Consider the following 13,144-nt stretch of genomic DNA (forward strand, 5'->3'; position numbering starts at 1 on the left):
GCGATGGCTCTCGCATGAACTCACCCCAATGTGGTTTTTCACTGGGTCAGGCGGCGGGGGTCGTCGTTCCCGCGGGGCTCGCTTGCGCCGTGGCGGACATCAGCTACGTGGTCGGCCTCGTGCTGCACGCCGGAGGCAGCCCGAGCCGCATGCTGCAGGGCATCGCGTCCAGCGTGCTTGGTCGTGCGACGTTTGATGGCGGAGCCGCCACGGCTGCGCTCGGTTTGGCGTTGCACACGGGCGTGTCGCTCGGCGCGGCGACGTTGTTCTATGCCGCCTGTCGCCTGCTACCGATCGTGCGGAGACGGTGGTTGATCGGCGGCGTGGTTTTCGGAGCCCTGTTTTACCTGCTGATGCAACTGGCGATCCTGCCGCTCACGCGCTTGCCGCCGCACTCGTTCCCGCCGCCGAATTGGGTGCCGATCTTCATCGCGCACATCACGGTGGTCGGGCCGGTGATCGCGTTCGTGACGCAACGGCGCATGGGAAGACTCGCTGCGAGTTGCCCCTCGTGAACGTCGAGAACAAATCGGAGCATGAGCGCTCGCTCGCACTACGCGCCGGGCTGGCTTTCCTGGCACAGCCGACGATGGTGGCCGGTGTGGTTCCCGGGTTGATTGTCGCGCGAGCGGGCGCGGTTCCTCAAGGCCGAGTGCTTGGCTCCGTCGTGATCACGCTGGGGGCCGGCTTGTTGCTGTGGTGCGTGCGGGATTTCTACGCGAGCGGGCGAGGCACACTCGCGCCTTGGGATCCGCCCAAACGACTGGTGATCGTCGGACTCTACCGGTGGTCGCGTAATCCGATGTATCTGGCCGTGCTGATAATTCTCGCTGGTTGGTGCCTGCTCGTGCCGAGCTCGGCGTTGGTCGCCTACGCCGGAGCGGTGGCGATCTCATTCCAGTGTCGTGTCATCTGGGGTGAAGAGCCGTGGCTGGCGCGCACTTTCGGCGGGGACTGGGCCGCCTACGCTCGCGCGACGCCGCGTTGGTTTCTGCGCTGAGCGTGTGGTGCGTTCATTGGCTGATTGTGTCAGTGTGAATCGGCGCGCGACGGAGCGGCTGGTCGATGCACTAAAAAAACCCCGTCGCTCGCGCAACGGGGTTCCCAGTTCGAAGCTTGATCCAGCTCAGAACTTGTAGCTCGCCGAGACGAAGAACGTCCGGCCAAACATGTCGTAGGTGTTGATATCGCGATTCTGGTCCTGCTCGGAGGCGATGAACGGCGGATCGACGTTGAAGAGGTTGTTCACGCCGACGGTGAGGCGGAGGCCTTGCAGCCAGCGGTTGCTCCATGCCTTGAAGGCGTAGGAAGCGCGCAGGTCGTAGGATTGGTAGGAGTCGACCTTCGCCACGGACGTGCCGCCGACGTCGTCGACGCTCGGGATGAGCGTCTGGTCGGCGCCGATGGTCCAGCTCTTGAACGTCCAGTCGAGTGACGTGAACGTGCGCCAGCGCGGGAACGTGCTCGTGCCGGAGAACGTGCCGGCGAAGTCGAACGGCGGCGTCGTGGGCAGGTTCTGCGTGACGAACGAGTGGATGTAGGTGCCGGCGACCGTGAGGTTGAAGCGCCCCGCGTTCTTCGTGTCGTGCACGTAATCGAGGCGGACATCCGCGCCGTCCTGCCAGACGCCGGCGATGTTGAGTGCGGGATTGGTGAGCCAGACGGCGTCGCTCGCGCCGGAGGTGATCTGGCCGGGAGCGGTGATCTTGGCGCCGTCCTCGAAGTGGTTTTCGCCCGCGACGGAAGTGCCGACGCGAACTTGGTTCACGTAGGGCGAGGCGGTGCCGAATTGCTCGACGGATTGCAGGATCGTCGCGGTCTGCACGGTGCCGATGAGGTCGCGCTCGTCGATGTTGAACCAGTCGACGGTGAGCGTGAAGCCCTTCACCTTGCGGGGAGACCAGACGAAGCCGGCGGTCCAGTTGCGCGATTGCGAAGGGACGAGGTTGGGATTCGAGCCGCCGCGCGAGCGATACTGGCGCGGACCGGTGGTGCCGATGGCGTTGCCGCTGGCGTCGTAGCGATTGAGGCTGAGCGAGGAGGTGAAGCCGGAATTCGACGGGCCGAAGAGCGAGAAGAGCGTCGGCGCGATGAACGACTCGCCGTAGGTGGTGCGGAGCACGAACTCGTCGTTGAACGGCATCCAGCGCAGCGAGTATTTCGGCACGAACGGATCGGTGGTGGAGCTGTAGAGTTCCTTGCGGCCGGCGAGCGCGACTTCGAGCGTCTTGAAGCCCGGCGCGGTGAAGCCGCCGCCGAAGATCGGCACGCGCAACTCGCCGGAGAACGCATCGACCGTCTGCTTCGCGGCGAACGGGTTCGTCGGCGTCGCCTGCAGCCAGAGGCCGAGGCGGTCGTTGCGGTCGTTCACCATCGAGGTGCGCTCGGCGCGCGTGTCGGCGCTGAGGCCGAGTTGCACGGCGCCGGCGGGCAGCGTGAAGACTTCGCCGAAGGCGCGAATGTCCCACGTGATGAGTTGGCTGACGAAGTCCTGATAGCCGTTGCCCTCGAAGCCTTCGATGACGCCGGGAGCCTGCACGCGGGCGAACGGGTTGTAGGTGCCGTTGGCGACGGCGGCGTTGTAGGCCGTGGTGTCGATGAGGTTGAACTGGGTCAGGTGTTGCGTGCTGCGGTTGAGGCCGACGGCCGCCTCCCATGACCACGTGCCGCCGAAGCGGCCCTTGAGGCCGAACACGCCGCGGAGGCCGAGCGTGTCGCCCGAGCGCAGGCGCGGGTAGTCGACGAAGCGGTTGCGCACGCTGACGGTGACGCCGGTGGGATTGAACGGGTTCGTGCCGGCGACGTTGCTGGAGACGGGCTGCGCGTTGAGCGAACTCCACGTGTAGCTGTTGGTCGCGAGGATGTCGGTGAAGCCGGAGAGAGTATCCGTGAACTTGTGCTCGGCGGCGAACGCGGCGCTGCGGCGGGTGCTGCGGAGGGCCATCGTGGCTTTCTCGGAGAGATCGAAGAAGCGCGTGATCTGATCGCCGTCGTAGGGACCGGTGTAGATGCCTTGGGCAACGAGGTCGGCGAGCGAGAGGTCGAGGTTTTGCGGGGGCGCGTTGAGGCCGGGCTTGAGGTAGTAGAACGTGCTGCCGCCGTCGGCGGAGATGACTCCGGCGTAGCTCGCGGTGCGGAACTGATTCCGGCCCCAATCGCGCTCGAATTGGAACAGCGGGTCGGAGCTGCGCCACTCAGCGGAGACCGTCACCTGTGTCTTGTCGTTGCCGACGCCGTAGGTGGCGAAGGCTTGGCGCGTGGCGCGATTGCTGGCTTCGGGCGACCAGCTGAAGCTGCCGCCGACTTCGACGCCGGTGAAGTTCGTCTTCAGGATGATGTTCACCACGCCGGAGACGGCGTCGGAGCCGTAGGTCGCGGACGCGCCGTCGGTGAGGACTTCGATGCGTTCGACCGCGGCGATGGGAATGAGCGAGACGTCGACGAACGAGCCGCCGCCAGTCGCGGCAACGGGAGAGACGGCGGCGCGGCGGCCGTTGACGAGGACGAGCGTCGCGCGATTGCGCAGCGCGACGGATGAAGCGCCGTTGGTGCCGTTGGCGCGGGTGTTGCCGTTTTCCTGGCCGAGGTTGCCGCGGCCGAAGAAGAACGGGTTGGCCTTCTTCAACACGTCGGTGAGATCGCTGGTGACGCCGGTGCTGGCGATGTCGGCGGCGGTCATGACCGTCACGGGCACGGCGGGCGTGTCGGCGGCGATAGGGATGAGCGAGCCGGTGACGACGAACTTGTCGAGTTTGACGGTATCGTCCTTCGCGGATTCGGCGGAGGCGGGGGCTGTTTGCGCGAGCGCGAGGCCCGGTGCGGAAAGCAGGGCGGCAAAGCCGAGGCAGTAAAGCCGGCGGAGCGCCGCCTGCGGGGTGCAGGTGCGGGGAGGTATCATGTGTTTGCGGTGTGGGTGGGCGGGACGGGATTGCCTCGCCCTCCGTCCGCGAAAACGCCCGGAGCGCGACGGGCCGCAACGCGCGCGCGGCGTCCATTGGGGTTGGCGCGCCGACCATGGCCGAAAACGGATTTTCGGCAGGGCGGCGGAGTGGGGCGCCGTGCGATGCGCGCGTTGACCGGGCGACGCGACGCGTTCACGGTGCGGGCGTGGGACAGGACCTGAGCGAACTCTTCGATGTCGTGGACGAGCGCGATTGCGTGATCGGGCGCGCGCCGCGCGGCGAGGTGCATGCGCGCGGGCTGCGGCATCGGGCGGTGCACGTGTTCGTCACGAATCGCTCCGGTCAGGTCTTTCTGCACCAGCGCTCGCTGACGAAGGACACTTTCCCCGGACTTTGGAACTCGTCGTGTGCCGGGCACGTCGGCGCGGGCGACGACTACGATGAGACGGTGCTGCGGGAGCTGGAGGAGGAACTGGGGTGCGTGCCCGCCGTTTCGCCGCGGCGACTGTTCAAGATCGAGGCGCGCCCCGAGACCGGCGAGGAGTTCGTCTGGGTCTACCGTGTCGAGGCCGAGGGGCCGTTCGCGCTGAATCCGGCGGAAATCCAGCGCGGTGACTGGTGCAGCATTGCGGACGTGGACGCGTGGCTGGCGGCGCGTCCGGAGGAGTTCGCCCGATCTTTCCTGTTCCTCTGGCCGCAAGTGCGGCCGTCGCTCACTGCGGGCGGCAGCCCTTGAGGCGGTCGAATTCCTTCTGACTCATCAGTCGGCGCGGGAGGCGTTTTTCGGCCTCCTTGAGCAGGCGGTCCCACTGATCGTCGGTGCCGTCGAAATCGATCCACGGGTTATGGTGGCCGGTTTTTTTGCTGAAGGTCACATTGCCGCCATGGAAGCGGACACAGATGTTCCACTTCTTGCCTTCGTCGTCTGATTCCCACCAACCGAATTCCATGCGCGGGAGTGTGGGGCGCAAGGGCGGGACGGCAAGCCGCTTGCGCGCGGAACGGGATGGACGCGCCGCCGGGGACCCGCACGATGCGCGCATGGGCCGCCCTCTCGTCTTCCTTTTTGCGTTAACGCTCGCTGTGCTCGCAGCTCGTGCGGATCCGGTCGGCCACGAGATTGCCCGGAAGCACGCGGCGCGCGGCGGTGGGAAATTTCGCGACGTGAAGTCGCTCTACATCGAAGGCAAGACACTCATCGGCGGCGAAATCATCGACATCCGGATGTGGTCGGAGCGGCCGAACAGATTGCGGGTCGAGAGCTCGATGGGCGCGCGCAAGGTCACTCAAATCTACGACGGCCGGCACGAACCGGTGATCCAGCACACGGAAGTCGAGGGCGGTCGTCCGATGCGCATGACGCCCGGCGAGCGCCGGGATTTCATCACGAACGCCGACTTCGACGGGCCGCTCGTCGATTTCGCCGCGAAAGGCAATTCGGTCGACTACGCGGGCGACGAGGTGGTCAACGGCAGTCCGGCGAAGAAGCTGCTCGTGATGGGCGCCCAGGGGGACGTTTTTTTCGTTTGGGTCGACGCGAAGACGTTCGAGATGGTGAAGCGCGGTGTGTTTCGCACGGCGAACGACAAGCGCGTGTTGATCGAGACGATCTTCGGCGATTTTCGCGAAGTGGCCGGATCGCTCCAGCCGCATCGCATCGAGACGAAGATCGGCACGCGTTCGATCTACCTGATGGTGCTGACGCGCATGGTGGCAAACATCGCGGCGGCCCCGGAGCTGTTCACTGTGCCGGAAAAATGGCCGTTGCTGCCGGTCGAGTTCAAGAGCGAGTCGGCGGGCGCGCCAGCGGCGCCGGCCGCGCCGGCTGGGTTGAACCACTGAGCGCCGAGCGACGCGGGTGCTACTCGCCGAGCTTCTTGGCCGGCGTGAGATAATTCTGCACGTAATCGTGCACGGCGGCGCGGAGCGGAGTCATCGGGCGGTCGTAGCCGCTGGCGCGGAGCTTCGACGTGTCGGCCTGCGTGAAGTATTGGTATTTGCCGCGGAGATTCTCCGGGAGGTCGATGAACTCGATGTCGGGTTTGCGGCCCATGCCCGAGAAGATGGCGTGGGCGAGTGCGAGCCACGTGTTGGCCTCGCCGGAGCCGAGGTTGTAGAGGCCGGCGGCGGTCGGTTTTTTCTCGGCGAAGTGGATCGTCATCTCGACGGCGTCCTTCACGTAGAGGAAGTCGCGCTTCTGCTCGCCGTCCTTGTAGTCGGGCCGCTCGCTCTTGAAGAGCTTCAGCTTGCCGGTGGCGGTGATCTGGCCGAAGGCCTTGTTCACCAGCGAGCGCATGTCGCCTTTGTGGTCTTCGTTCGGGCCGTAGACGTTGAAATACTTCACGCCGACGATGCGCTTCAGCCAGCCTTGCCGCTGCGCATGGAGATCGAAGAGGTGCTTCGAGTAGCCATACATGTTGAGTGGGCGCAGGACGGCGAGATTCTCGGACTTGTCGTCCATCCCGCGCTCGCCGTCGCCGTAGGTGGCGGCGGAGGAGGCGTAGATGAAGCGTATCTCGTGCGCGAGGGCCCAGGCGGCGAGCTCCTTGGTGTAGTTGAAATTGTTGTCGATCAGGTGCGAGGCGTTCCGCTCGGTGGTGGCGGAGTTCGCGCCGAGGTGGAAGACGGCGGTGAAGCGCCCGAAGGCCTTGTCGTTGGTCGCCAAACGGGCGCGGAAATCGCCCGCCTCGACGTAGTCCGCGAATTTCAGCGGCACGAGGTTCTTCCATTTTTCGTCGGAGCCGAGGACGTCGGTGACGACGATGTCGGTGATCCCGCGCTGGTTCAGCGCCCAAACGAGCGCGCTGCCGATGAAACCGGCGCCGCCGGTGACGAGGATGCGACCTGAGAGCGGGGAGGGCATGAGCGGAAAAGTCTAGAGTCTAGAGCGAGGAGTCCAGAGCTGAGGGAGGACGGAAGCCAGACGGAAAAACGCGGCGAGGGAGCGAGGTGGCGCGGGTGTCGCGCCTGCAGCGGTTTGGTGGCAGGCTGGAAGCCTGCGCTACGCTCAATCCCGCGAGAGCTCGTCGGCACGGCGGGCGGCGGCGGCGACGGTGGCGCGGAGCAGGTCGCGGAACTTGGCGCCGGCGAGCACTTGCAGGCCGGCGTAGGTCGTGCCGTTGGGCGAGACGACCTGATCGCGCAGGGCTTCGGGCGTCGCGCCGGTGTGGGCGAGAAGTTTGAGCGAGCCGAGCGCGGTTTGCGCGGCGAGGCGTTGCGCGACGTCAGGCGGGAGGCCGGCGGCGATGCCGCCGTCGCGGAGCGCGCCGATGAATTCGAAGACGAAGCCCGGGCCGCTGCCGCCGACGGCGGTGACGGCGTCGAAGTATTCCTCGTCGAGCGCAACGAACTCGCCCAGCGCGCCGAGCATGCGCTCGACGGTGACGCGGTCGGCGTCGGTCAGCGGGGCTTGCGAGCAATAGGCGGTGATGCCGGCGCCGATGGCGGCGGGAGTGTTCGGCATGGTGCGCACGAGGTTGCGCGCGTGCGGAAAGGTCTGCGCGAGACGCGCGATGCGTTTGCCAGCCAGCAGCGAGATGACGAGTTTGCCGGCGGTGAGTTCAGCGAGGCGCGGGTCGGCGGTCGCGAGCGATTGCGGCTTGAAGGCGACGACGACGATGTCGGCGGGACCGAGCAGGCGAGCGAGGTCGGATTCGCAGGCGATGCCGGTTTCGGCGGCGAGTTTCTGGGCGGAAGCGCCGGATTTGCTCGTGCAGGCGATGGAGGCGGGCGCGTGGATTTTCTGCGCGAGGAGGCCGCGAATGATCGCGGAGCCGAGGCGGCCGGAGCCGAGGAAGGCGAGGGTGTGAGCCACGGCGCGTTGATGCCGCGCGCGGTGCGGGCCGGCAAGCGTGGCGTGAGTCAGTGGTCGCGGTGGCGTTCCGCACGCTCCCCGCCATCCGTGCAGGCGGGACGCCTGCGCTACGTGGTCACTCGAGCGGATCGGCGGCGAATTTCTGGCTGATTTCCACCCAGTGTTTCTGCGCGTTGAGCCAGTGCGGGCTCTGACGGATCTGCGTCATCGTGCGCGTGGTGTGGTTGCAGAAGAGATAGCTGCTGTCGCCGAGGCGGATGCAGGCGTCGTAGTGCGTGCCGGCGGCGTCGGCGGCGAAGGCGAAGTCGCCCACGCCGAGCTTCTGGCCCGCCAGTTCCTTCAGCATCGAGGCGAGATCGAGGGTGAAGTGCTGCTTGTATTTCTCGGGTCGCGGGCCCTCGTAGGCGAGGATGGCGTTGCGGTCGGCGCGCAGCGAGACGAGCACCCACTCGTTGAAAACGGTTTCGCCGTAGGTGGCGTTCATGCGCGCAAGCGCGGCGGTAACGGCGGTGCGGGCGTCGACGAGATTCATGGTTCCGATAAAGATTCGCGCGGGTGCGCGCGCCAGCCAATTGTTGCCCGCGTCCGCGCAGGCGGCGGGGTTGACGACTATTTTGCGGCGACCTGCATCGGCACGACGCGCTGGCCCTCGGCGATGCGGTCGCCGGGGTAGAGGATGACTTCGTCGCCTTCCTTGAGTCCGTCGACCACTTGCGTCTCGGCGCCGGAGCTGCGGCCGGCTTTCACGGGGACGAGTTGCGCGCGGCCGTCGCGGAGCACGAAAGCCGCCCAATCGCTGCCGCGGCGAAACAGGCCGGACGACGGCACCTTCAAGACGCGCGCGTCCTCCCACACGATGACGCGGGCCTCGACGCGGAAATTGTCGCCGAGCGAGCGGCGCTGTTCGAGCGGGGTCGTGATGTCGACGACGACGTTCACGCGCTGCTCCTCGACGCCGAGCGCGGAGATCTTGGTGAAGGCGGCGGGTTCGACGAGGCGGACCCGGCCGGCGAGCGGCGTCGCGCCGCCCCACTGATCGAGGAGCACGGTCGCGCCCGACGGGATCGCGGCGCCGTCGCGCGAGAGCATTTCGACGACGACTTCGAGGTCCGCGGGATCGCCGATTTCGACGAGCGGCATGCCGGTGGTGACGGCGCGCTCGCTTTCCTGGAAAACATGGAGCACGCGACCGCTGACGGGCGAGCGGACCTCGATGGGCGAGTGGGCGGTGCGCGCGGATGCGGGCGTGCCGGCGTTGGCAGAGAGTTCGGCGTCGGCTTGGGCGAGCGCGCCGGCGGCGGAGGCGACCTCGCGGGCCGCGGCGGTCTCGCGCATCTGCGCGCTTTCGAGGTCCTGCGGCGAGACGGTTTTGGCGGAGAACATCTGTTCGATGCGGCGCAGCTCGCTCTTGGCGAGTTCGTGCGCGGTGCGGCTTTTTTCCAACATGCTGCGCGCGGCGTCGCGGCGAGCTTCGGCGAGCGCGCGGTTGCGGGCGTCGAGCGGCGAGGCGGACAGGGGATCGATCGTGGCGACGACGGTGACGTTGGCCTCGATCTCGGCACCGGGCTTGAACGGGATGCGGCGCAGCTGGCCGGTGACCGGAGCGGCGACGACATAGCGCTGCTTGATGCGCGTCTTGCCTTCTTCGCTGACGGTGGCGCGCAGCGGGCCGAAGGCGGCGCGCGCGGTCTCGACGGGCGCGGGCTTGGGGCGCAGGCCGAGTGCGATCAGGGCGAGCACTGCTACGCCGATGACGTAGGGCAGCCAGCGGCGCGCGGGGCGTTTGGCGGGAGCGGGAGAGGGTGAAGTCGGAGAGTTCATGAGGAAATGAAAAATCTGAATCGTTCTCGTTCTCTTACTCGTTCTCGTTCTCTCGGCCAAACAAAGGAGCGCAGCGGCGCAAACCAAGAGAACGAGAACGATTACGAGAATGAGAACGAGGGAAAGGCATGAGGCATATGGTCGATCACTCGGGGGCTTTCAGTGCGCCGATCAAGTCGAGTTGCTTGAGTTTACGGAGGACGACGAAGGCGGAAAACGTGGAGGCGGCGAGCACGACCACGATCGCGAAGGTGTAAGTGTAGCTGGTGAACACGAGCGGCAGGCGCACGGTCTCGGTGTTCACGGATTGGATGATGCCGGTGGCGAGGCCGGTGCCCAGCGCGAGTCCGAGCGGCAACGCGAACAGGGCCAGCAGCGCGAGTTCGATGACGATAATTGCGCCCACCTCGCGTTGCGTGAGGCCGATGACGCGCAGCGTGGCGAGTTCGCGCGCGCGTTCGGCGAGCGAGATGCGGGCGTTGTTATAGATGACGCCGAAGGCGACGATGACGGCGAACGTGAGGTAGATCGTTTGGATGAGGCCCATGCTTTGCGCGGTGGTCTCGCGGAACGACTGCCGCATCGATTCCTTGATCGCGACGGAGCTGACGCGCGGGATGCCTTTCAAGGCGCGCAGGAAATCGGCGCGGCGGGCGGTATCGAGCGTGATGCTGGCGCCGGTGACGACGTCGCCTTCCTCGAGGAAGCGGTTCACGGCGTGGCGTTCCATGTAGGCGGCGATGCCGGTGAAGTCCTCGGCGAGAGCGACGAGTTTCACGGCGCGAATCGGGCGCTTGCCCTCGAGCGCCTCGACGATGAGTTCGTCGCCGGGACGCGCGCCTAGCACTTGCGCGAGTTTGGCCGAGACGATCAGGCCTTCGGTCGGCGGGACGATTTCGCGCTGGTGCACGTCGACGGCGCGGCTGTGCTGGCCGCCGACCTCGAGGCTGCGCAGGCCGATCTGGCGGCTGCGGCCGTTGAAGTGGATGCGCACGGCGGCGGAGCGGGAGGGCTCGACGTTCACGACGCCGGGCAGGCGCTCGAATTCGTGGAGGATGCGGCCGCTCGACGGCTCGGCGAGGCCGAGATTGATGTCCTGGCGTTGCACGACGTCCCACTGGAAATCGAGCACGTCGGCGATGCCGGCCTTGAAGGTGTTGGGGAGGATCAACAGCGCGGTGGCGAGCGCGAGTCCGGCGATGGTCATCAGCGCCTGCACGGGGCGGCGCTCGATGTTGCGGACGGCGATGCGGAACGAGGTGCCGAAGAACTTGCCGACGCCCGCGCGCTCGAGGAGCGAGGGGCGGTAGTTGGCCGGTGGTTCGGGCCGCATGGCTTCGGCGGGCGGCAGTTTCGCGGCGCGGCGCACGGCGCCGAAAACGCCGAGCACCACGGCGCCGGCGCCCACGGCCACGGCGACGAGGACCGCGTCGCGATCCAGTTGGAACTCGAGCGACGGGAAGCGGAAGAACAGCGTATACATGTGCACGAGCTTGTTCCCGAGCCCGATGCCGCCGAGGGTGCCGAGCACGGCGCCGCCGACGGCGATCACGGCGGCGAATTTGAGGTAGTGCACGACGATCTGGCGGTTGGTGAAGCCGAAGGCCTTGAGGATGGCGATCTGTTCGCGCTGCAGGGCGAGCAGGCGCGTCAGGACGGAGTTGGTCATGAACGCGGCGACGCTGAGAAACACGGCGGGGAAGCCGATCGAGAGGATCGTGAGCACGCGGATCTCGTCGGTGACGCGGATGTGCGATGGGTGGTCCTTGCGGCCGAAGGCGCCGAAGCCGCCGTAGGGTTTGAGGAGCGCGTCGAGTTCCGCGATGACGGCGGACTCGCGCGCGCCCGGCTCGAGCGTGAGCGAGACGCGGTTGAAGGCGCCGTAGAGGTCCCACGCGGTCGCGACCTCCTTGTAGGGCATCCAGAAAATGCCGTAGGTGCGGTTGTCGGGGAGGGCGGCGCCGGGGCGCGACTCGAAGATGTATTCGGGCGAGAGGACGATGCCGACGACGCGGAACTCGTGGCGGCGGCCGTTGAGGAGCATCGCGAGCGTGTCGCCGGGCTGGAGTTTGTTGGCGTCGGCGAACGCCTCGCCCACGAGCACCTCGCCGCGCGCGCCGGGCGAGAGCCAGCGGCCGCGGCGGAGGAAAAGGCGGTTGAGTTCGGTGTCGGTGTGATCCGGCACGGAGCGCACGAGGCCGCTGGCGGGTTCATCGAGGCCCGGCAGATCGAGCGTAACCTGGACGGCGATGTCGGTCTGCACGGACGCGACGCCGGGGATGGCGGCGATGCGCGACGCGAGGTAGTTGGGGGCGCGCTTGAGCGAGGCGAAGATCTCGGCGAAGCGGTTGGTCTGGTAATAGGCGGCGCGCGTGCCGTCGAGCGAGGCGATGAGGCTGCGCGCCATGATGAGCATCGCGAGGCCGCAGGCCATGACCAGCGTCACCGCGGTCGCCTGGCCTTTGAGGCGGCGCAGGTCGCGGAGGAGCTTGCGGTCGAGGTGGCTGATCACGGCGGACGGAGAACGGAGGACAGAGGACCAGAGGCCGGGGTGGGGCGCGGGTTACCAGCGGAGCGTGGAGGGTTCGGCGCGGGTGGCGTTGCGGTGTTCGCTCTGGACCTTGCCGTCCATGAAATGGATCACGCGGTCGGCCATGTCGGCCATCACGGCGTTGTGGGTGATGATGACGGTGAGAGTGCCGAGTTCGCGGTTCACGCGCTGGATCGCTTCGAGGACGACGATGCCGGTTTTCACGTCGAGCGCGCCCGTGGGCTCGTCGCAAAGGAGGACTTCGGGGCGCTTGGCGATCGCGCGGGCGATGGCGACGCGTTGTTGTTCACCGCCGGAGAGCTGGGCGGGGAAGTGGTCCATGCGCGGGGCGAGGCCGACCATCTCGAGCGCGACCTCGGGCGCGAGCGGGTGCGTGGCGATTTCGGTGATGAGCGCGACGTTCTCGCGGGCGGTGAGGCTCGGGATGAGGTTGTAGAACTGGAAAATGAAGCCGACGGACTCGCGGCGGTAGAGGGTGAGGCGCTCCTCGGTGGCGTGGGTGAGATCGATGTCGCGGTAACGGAGTTCGCCGGAGGTTGGGATGTCGAGGCCGCCGAGCTGATTGAGGAGCGTGGTCTTGCCGGAGCCGGACGGGCCGAGGAGGACGACCAGTTCGCCGGCGCGCAGGTCGAGGTCGACGCCGGCGAGGGCGCGGACCTGCGCGGCGCCTTCGCCGTAGACCTTGGTGAGTCCGCGGACGTGGAAGACTTGTTCAGCAGGGGCGGCGGCGGGCGACATGCGTGGTGCATGGTGCGTCGAGCCCGGGCGAAGTCAAAGATGCGGGCGCGAAACCCGACGGCTTATCGGCTAACGTCGCCGTCTCTAATATCGCGCCAGCGAGTGGCGGGTTGTGGCTCGTTCGTTCGTCAGTCGGCGCGAAATTCGTGGCGCTCCCGTGCTGGCGGAGGTCGGGGCGACGCGGGAGCGCACGAGGGCTTCGCGGACCTTGAGGCGCAAGAGCGCGCGCTGGCCTTGTTCGCTGCGGTGCTTGATCGGGCTGAGCAACGCGGGATCGGCGCGGCCGAGCCGGGCGAGCATGCGGGCGTCCTCGGCGTC

General features: G+C 67.2%; 13 protein-coding genes. 4 read left to right on the forward strand and 9 right to left on the reverse strand.

Annotation, left to right across the window (positions count from 1 at the left end):
- The first annotated feature begins 14 nt into the window (after positions 1 to 14).
- Together HZA32_05585 and HZA32_05590 are read left to right on the forward strand one after the other, a co-directional pair.
- Positions 15 to 515 (forward strand): hypothetical protein, encoded by a 501-nt coding sequence (locus tag HZA32_05585; protein ID MBI5423538.1) that lies wholly within the window; start codon positions 15 to 17, stop codon positions 513 to 515.
- Positions 512 to 1,000, forward strand: a complete 489-nt coding sequence (locus HZA32_05590) for an isoprenylcysteine carboxylmethyltransferase family protein (GenBank protein MBI5423539.1) — start codon at positions 512 to 514, stop codon at positions 998 to 1,000. Before HZA32_05585 ends, HZA32_05590 begins: the two co-directional genes overlap by 4 nt.
- Before the next feature lie 126 nt (positions 1,001 to 1,126).
- Here the strand turns inward: HZA32_05590 and HZA32_05595 are convergent, their stop codons facing one another.
- Entirely contained in the window at positions 1,127 to 3,898 is a 2,772-nt protein-coding gene (locus tag HZA32_05595) for a TonB-dependent receptor (protein ID MBI5423540.1), read from the reverse strand.
- A gap of 116 nt (positions 3,899 to 4,014) precedes the next feature.
- On the opposite strand from HZA32_05595, the gene HZA32_05600 reads away from it, so the two are divergent.
- Positions 4,015 to 4,638 carry an NUDIX domain-containing protein gene (locus HZA32_05600; protein ID MBI5423541.1) on the forward strand — a complete coding sequence of 208 codons (624 nt, stop codon included), beginning with the start codon at positions 4,015 to 4,017 and terminating at the stop codon, positions 4,636 to 4,638.
- On the opposite strand, the gene HZA32_05605 is transcribed toward HZA32_05600, so the two are convergent.
- Positions 4,616 to 4,852 carry a hypothetical protein gene (locus HZA32_05605; protein MBI5423542.1) on the reverse strand — a complete coding sequence of 79 codons (237 nt, stop codon included), beginning with the start codon at positions 4,850 to 4,852 and terminating at the stop codon, positions 4,616 to 4,618. The two genes, HZA32_05600 and HZA32_05605, sit on opposite strands and share 23 nt — an antisense overlap.
- A gap of 214 nt (positions 4,853 to 5,066) precedes the next feature.
- Between HZA32_05605 and HZA32_05610 the strand changes: the two genes are divergently transcribed.
- Positions 5,067 to 5,744 (forward strand): hypothetical protein, encoded by a 678-nt coding sequence (locus HZA32_05610; GenBank protein ID MBI5423543.1) that lies wholly within the window; start codon positions 5,067 to 5,069, stop codon positions 5,742 to 5,744.
- 19 nt (positions 5,745 to 5,763) lie between these two features.
- Here HZA32_05610 and rfaD read toward each other — a convergent pair whose 3' ends face one another.
- The 7 genes from rfaD to HZA32_05645 all read right to left on the reverse strand — a co-directional run.
- A complete protein-coding gene (gene rfaD / locus HZA32_05615) occupies positions 5,764 to 6,765 on the reverse strand; it encodes an ADP-glyceromanno-heptose 6-epimerase (protein ID MBI5423544.1) in 1,002 nt (333 codons plus the stop codon).
- A gap of 144 nt (positions 6,766 to 6,909) precedes the next feature.
- Entirely contained in the window at positions 6,910 to 7,716 is an 807-nt protein-coding gene (gene proC, locus HZA32_05620) for a pyrroline-5-carboxylate reductase (protein MBI5423545.1), read from the reverse strand.
- 115 nt (positions 7,717 to 7,831) lie between these two features.
- Positions 7,832 to 8,248 carry a hypothetical protein gene (locus tag HZA32_05625; GenBank protein ID MBI5423546.1) on the reverse strand — a complete coding sequence of 139 codons (417 nt, stop codon included), beginning with the start codon at positions 8,246 to 8,248 and terminating at the stop codon, positions 7,832 to 7,834.
- Between the two features lie 77 nt (positions 8,249 to 8,325).
- A complete protein-coding gene (locus HZA32_05630) occupies positions 8,326 to 9,537 on the reverse strand; it encodes an HlyD family efflux transporter periplasmic adaptor subunit (GenBank protein ID MBI5423547.1) in 1,212 nt (403 codons plus the stop codon).
- Between the two features lie 145 nt (positions 9,538 to 9,682).
- The gene (locus HZA32_05635) at positions 9,683 to 12,049 is read right to left on the reverse strand and encodes an FtsX-like permease family protein (GenBank protein ID MBI5423548.1); all 2,367 of its coding nucleotides are present in this window, start codon (positions 12,047 to 12,049) and stop codon (positions 9,683 to 9,685) included.
- Between the two features lie 51 nt (positions 12,050 to 12,100).
- On the reverse strand, positions 12,101 to 12,826 hold the full coding sequence (locus HZA32_05640; protein ID MBI5423549.1) for an ABC transporter ATP-binding protein: 726 nt from the start codon (positions 12,824 to 12,826) through the stop codon (positions 12,101 to 12,103).
- Between the two features lie 84 nt (positions 12,827 to 12,910).
- On the reverse strand, positions 12,911 to 13,144 hold a 234-nt coding region (locus HZA32_05645; protein MBI5423550.1), incomplete at its 5' end, for an IS110 family transposase.

It is taken from the genome of Opitutia bacterium, assembly GCA_016217545.1.
Taxonomy (GTDB): domain Bacteria; phylum Verrucomicrobiota; class Verrucomicrobiia; order Opitutales; family Opitutaceae; genus Didemnitutus.